Source organism: Pseudomonas sp. SIMBA_067, assembly GCF_046534675.1.
Taxonomy (GTDB): domain Bacteria; phylum Pseudomonadota; class Gammaproteobacteria; order Pseudomonadales; family Pseudomonadaceae; genus Aquipseudomonas; species Aquipseudomonas putida.
The window spans coordinates 1-232 of sequence record NZ_JAWRYH010001441.1 but is presented as its reverse complement, the minus strand read 5'-3'; the positions used below and the strand labels follow the sequence as shown (position 1 = coordinate 232).

At 53.9% G+C, this 232-nt stretch carries 1 rRNA gene; it reads right to left on the bottom strand.

The features are described 5' to 3' along the window. A 16S ribosomal RNA gene (locus SB765_RS34175) occupies nt 1-232 on the bottom strand; the annotation flags it as partial.

Below are 232 nucleotides of genomic sequence, written 5' to 3'. Positions count from 1 at the left end.
ACCCAGGTGGCTGCCTTCGCCATCGGTATTCCTTCAGATCTCTACGCATTTCATCGCTACACCTGAAATTCTACCACCCTCTATCACACTCTAGTTTGCCAGTTCGAAATGCAGTTCCCAGGTTGAGCCCGGGGCTTTCACATCTCGCTTAACAAACCGCCTGCGTACGCTTTACGCCCAGTAATTCCGATTAACGCTCGCACCCTCCGTATTACCGCGGCTGCTGGCACGG